The organism is bacterium (assembly GCA_027622355.1).
Lineage (GTDB): Bacteria > UBA8248 > UBA8248 > UBA8248 > UBA8248 > JAQBZT01.
On the sequence record JAQBZT010000250.1, the window covers coordinates 1 to 4,403 of the forward strand.

Below are 4,403 nucleotides of genomic sequence, written 5' to 3' on the forward strand. Positions count from 1 at the left end.
TTGGGGGAAGACGCGATCTGGCGCTTCGGGGCTTCGCTTTATCTGGCCATCGGCGAGGAGGCGCGCGGCGCCTGGCGGGGTCTGCTGCAGAACCATCTGGAGCGGGAATTCGGCAGCGAAGAGGACCGCATCAAGCTGTTCATCCTCCAGGGCTTCAACGGAAAAGAAAAAGGCTGACCCGCCGCTTACGCCCGGACGCGCGAGATGGCGATGACCCCCACCAGGCGCGATGCGGCCATGACCGTGAACACCCAGAACCAGCCGTTCGGAACCGACAGCGAAAGCCATCCGAAAAACCACGCCTGCAGCGCCCCGTAGATGTAGCCGTGCGCATCGAGAACCCCCGATGCCGTCCCGGCGAGCTGCCTTCCGGCCAGGTCCACGGCGAGCGCCTGGATGGTGGTCATGTTCACCGTGAAACCCCCGAGAACGAGAAAGAGGACGGCCAGGTAGATTTGGTCCGCCGGGCTGAAGGCGATGCCCATCAGCATCGCCGCGCTCAGAAGGCTGGAGATGATGATCACGGTGGATCGGTTGCTCTTGAAAAAACGATCCGAGATCACCCCGCCGCAGATGGGGCCGAACATGTAGCCGATCGGGTAGGCGAGGGTGAAGAGGGCCATCTGCTTGATGTTGAAGCCGCCGGCCTGGACGTAGTAGAGCGGCGCCCAGGAGACGATGCCGTAGCGCACCACGTTGTCGAGCCCCTTCACATGGCAGGCGAGGAAAAACCGCCAGTTGGAGAGAAGATGAACGTAGGCCCGCAGGCCATGGGTTTGCCCCACGGCGCTGGACTCCGCATTTTTGGAAACCTCGTCCGACTCGATGTACTCGGGGAGGCCGACATCGCGGGGCCTGTCCCGGACGACGAAGTAGAAAACAATTCCCAGAAGGGCGATCAGCATCGGGGGGTAGCGCAGGGCCGCGCGCCATCCCCAGGCGGCGGCCACCCAGGGGGTGACCAGCCAGACCACCAGCAGCGAGAGGCCGGCCGAAGTTCCGGCGAAGCCCATCGCACGGCCCCGGTCCCGGCGGGGCCACCACTGGGCGATCAGCGCGATGCCCGGCGGCCAGGTGGCCGCGTTGACGAACCCGACGATGCCCCAGGGGATGGCCAGCCCCGCGATGGAGTTTCCGTAGCTGGCGATGAAGTTGAACACGCCCGTTGCGATGGCCCCGATCATGAGGACGCGCCGGAGGCCGAAGCGCTCGGCGAGCCGCCCGTGGACGAGGTCTCCGAAGGCGAATCCCCAGAACATCCAGGAGTTGATCCAGCCGGTGTCGGCGCGCGTGATTCCCAGGTCGGCGATGATCTCCGACTGGATGAGGCTGAAGTTGAACCGGCCCATGTAGTTGATGGAGTAAAAGGCGCAGTAGGCCAGCAGAATTCGCCATTTCCAGCGGTGATAGGCGGGCGGCAGGTCGTGGTATTCCACCTGCCGGACTTCGGGGGCGTGGCTCATGCAGAGCGCCCGAGCGGGCAACAGTCCTTCACCGGTACTCTCCCTTCGGCCGCTATTTCAGGGCATCCTCGACGCCGGCCGGTGTGGAGTAGCCTTCATCGACGATGTTCACAAAATACCCTTCCACGGCCCGCATGAGCAAATTCTTCGTCATCTCCGGCTTTATTTCCTCGAACTTCGCCAGGTCGGCCAGATGGTCGAGCAGATCGCGCGGGTGGCAGCCGTTGAAGGGGAGGCCTCGCGGTTTGTAGACCTCCTCGATGAGGCTTTTGAAGACCTCCGGCTGGAACGCAATATCCTTGCCTTTGCACACGAGTTCGAACGTTCTCTGGAATGCATCCTGGGTCAGCGGGCCGATGTAGATCTTGTGATGCAGCCGGCGCAGGAAGGCTTCGTCCAGCAGATCGGTCGGGTTGATGTTCGTGCTGAAGATGACGAGCTGATCGAAGGGCACCTGTATCTTGTGCCCGGTTTGCAGGGTGAGGTAGTCGGTCCGGTTCTCCAGGGGGATGATCCAGCGGTTCAGCAGGTTGCGCGGGCGGACGAGCTGTCTGCCGAAGTCATCGAGAATGAACATGCCGTTGTTCGACTTGACGTGGGGCGGCGCCTCGTAGGTGTTCGAGTTGGGATCCATGTGGAGTTCCATCGTCTCCAGGGTGAGTTCGCCGCCGACAATGACGGCGGGCCGCCTGCAGCGCGTCCAGCGGGTGTCCTCGGGCTGATCGCCCTCCGCCTTGTGGATGGAAGGGTCGTGCATCCGCATGACGAAGCCGTCGAATTCCACCGCCCGGGGGACGGCGACCGTCCCCGAGAGCAGGGTGGAGATGGCCAGCGCGAGGGAGGACTTCCCGTTTCCCGGCGGCCCGTAGAGGAAAATGGTCCGCCCCGAGTTGATGGCCGGGCCGAGGGGGGCGATCACCTTTTCGTTGACCACCAAATGGGCGAGCGCCTTGTGGAGGCTCTCCGCATTGACCTGAACGTTGAGCACGGATTGTTTCGTGACCATTTTGCGGTAGGCGCCGATGGGCACCGGCACGGGGCCGATGTAGCCGCTCTGTTGCAGATACTCGCGGGCCCGCCCGCGCCCCTCGCTCACCATCCCGTAGCGCCGCGAGGTGGCGGCGAAGCCCGAGGCCGAGAGCGCCTCGATGCACTTGAGATTTTTCCACTCCTCGATCAGGTCGCCCGTTATCTTGATGGGCAGGCAAAGCTGCTCGGCCGCTTCGGTGACGGTGAAGGTATCGAGGAAATACAGCGTCCGGAGCACATGCGGCATCAGGAAGTCCTTGCGGATGCCGAGGTCCTCGAGCCTGCGCGGCGCCTTCAGGCTGAGGGGATCGTAGGGTTCATCGGAAGCCGGCGCTTCCGCGGCGGGCGCACCCGCGGATGCCTCCTCCTCTGCGGATTCTTTTTTCAGGAGGCTCGGCGCCTTGGGTGGATCGGGTGGCGCCGCTTCCTCCGGCGGGACGGGTCCGGATTCTTTTTCGGGCACTTCGCCGAAATCCTTCAGCCGATCGCGGATGCTCATCAGCCCTCTCCTTTTCGGAACCGCCCGGGAAGCGTGCGGTCTACGGCTGGAACTCCAGCAGATGGTAGTTCTTTTTCCCTTTTCGAAGAAGAACGTAGCGGCCGAAGAGAAGATCTTCCTTCGAGAGGGAAGCGCTCTCGCCGTCCGCCCGAACGTTGTTGACATAGATGCCGCCCCCGCCCAAGTCCTTTCGGGCCATGGATTTCGAGCGGCAGAGCTTCGTCTCGACCAGCACATCCGAGAGGGGAAGGGGGAGGGGCGCCGTGGATGCCGTTCGCGGCATCTCGCCCGCGGCGGCCAGAAGGGCGGGCTCCTCGATGCCCGAGAGGGCGCCGCCGAAGAGAATCTCCGAGGCGCCCGCGGCGCTCTTTGCCGCCGCCGCCCCGTGCGCCAGCGCCGTCATCTCGCGGGCGAGGCGCTTCTGGCCCTCGCGCTTTTCGGGCGCGGCGAGGTGATCCTTCTCGATCTCATTGATTTCATCGATCGGGAGAAAGGTGAAGTAGCGCAGGAACCTTCCCGCGTCCCGGTCGTCGGTCTGGATCCAGTACTGGTAGAAGCGGTAGGGGCTCGTCCGCCCGGCGTCGAGCCAGAGGCTGCCCTCTTCGGTCTTGCCGAACTTCCGCCCGTCCGCCGTCGTGATGAGCGGAAAAGTGAGGCCGAAGGCCTCCTTCCCGCGAACGCGGCGGATGAGCTCGATGCCCGCGGTGATGTTGCCCCACTGATCGGAGCCCCCGACCTGGAGGGTGCATCCCTCCCTGTCGTGCAAGTAGAGAAAGTCGTAGGCCTGGAGCACCATGTAGCTGAACTCGGTGTAGGAGATCCCCGCCTCGGAGATGCGCGCCTTCACCGACTCCTTCGCCAGCATGTAGCCGACGGAAAAATGCTTGCCGACATCGCGCAGAAAATCCACGAAATTCATCTTGCCGAGCCAGTCGGCGTTGTCGAGAAGGCGCGCGCCGGATTTTCCGCCGCCGAAATCGAGAAAGCGGGCGAGCTGCGCCTCGATGCCCGCGAGATTCCGCGCCAGCGCGGCGTCATCGAGCAGGTTCCGCTCCTCGGATTTCCCCGAAGGGTCGCCGATCATCCCTGTCGCTCCGCCGACGACGACCAAAGGGCGGTGCCCGGCCCGCTGGAGGCGCATCAGCCCCACGATGGGGACGAGGTTGCCCACGTGCAGGCTCTCGGCCGTCGGGTCGAAGCCGCAGTAGGCGGTCAGCCCGCCCTTGTTGAGGGCCGCCGCCGCCGCCGGGCTCCCGGTCCAGTCGTGGACCAGGCCGCGGGATTTCAGATCATCGAGAAAGTTCATGCGCCTGCCGCCGGGCCAAAGAGAATTCGGGACAATTTGTCTTCAATATAGCAGGGGCGGATAAAGCGCCCAAGGGGGATCAGGGGCCACATAATCCCCCCCCCAC

General features: G+C 64.2%; 3 protein-coding genes. All 3 read right to left on the minus strand.

The features are described from left to right. Positions 1-185: 185 nt before the first annotated feature. The 3 genes from O2807_12625 to tyrS are packed head-to-tail and all read right to left on the minus strand — an operon-like array spanning position 186 to position 4,297. Positions 186-1,463 (minus strand): MFS transporter, encoded by a 1,278-nt coding sequence (locus O2807_12625; protein MDA1001344.1) that lies wholly within the window; start codon positions 1,461-1,463, stop codon positions 186-188. 52 nt (positions 1,464-1,515) lie between these two features. Beyond that, positions 1,516-2,991: a hypothetical protein gene (locus O2807_12630; protein ID MDA1001345.1), complete on the minus strand. Its 1,476-nt coding sequence runs from the start codon at positions 2,989-2,991 to the stop codon at positions 1,516-1,518. A gap of 40 nt (positions 2,992-3,031) precedes the next feature. After that, complete coding sequence (gene tyrS, locus O2807_12635; protein ID MDA1001346.1) at positions 3,032-4,297, minus strand: tyrosine--tRNA ligase; 1,266 nt, start codon at positions 4,295-4,297, stop codon at positions 3,032-3,034. Positions 4,298-4,403: the final 106 nt, after the last annotated feature.

Coding starts and splice junctions, on each gene's coding strand:
- O2807_12625 (MDA1001344.1), bottom strand. CDS start 1,463: ATGAGCCACGCCCCCGAAGTCCGGCAGGTGGAATACCACGACCTGCCG.
- tyrS (MDA1001346.1), bottom strand. CDS start 4,297: ATGAACTTTCTCGATGATCTGAAATCCCGCGGCCTGGTCCACGACTGG.
- O2807_12630 (MDA1001345.1), bottom strand. CDS start 2,991: ATGAGCATCCGCGATCGGCTGAAGGATTTCGGCGAAGTGCCCGAAAAA.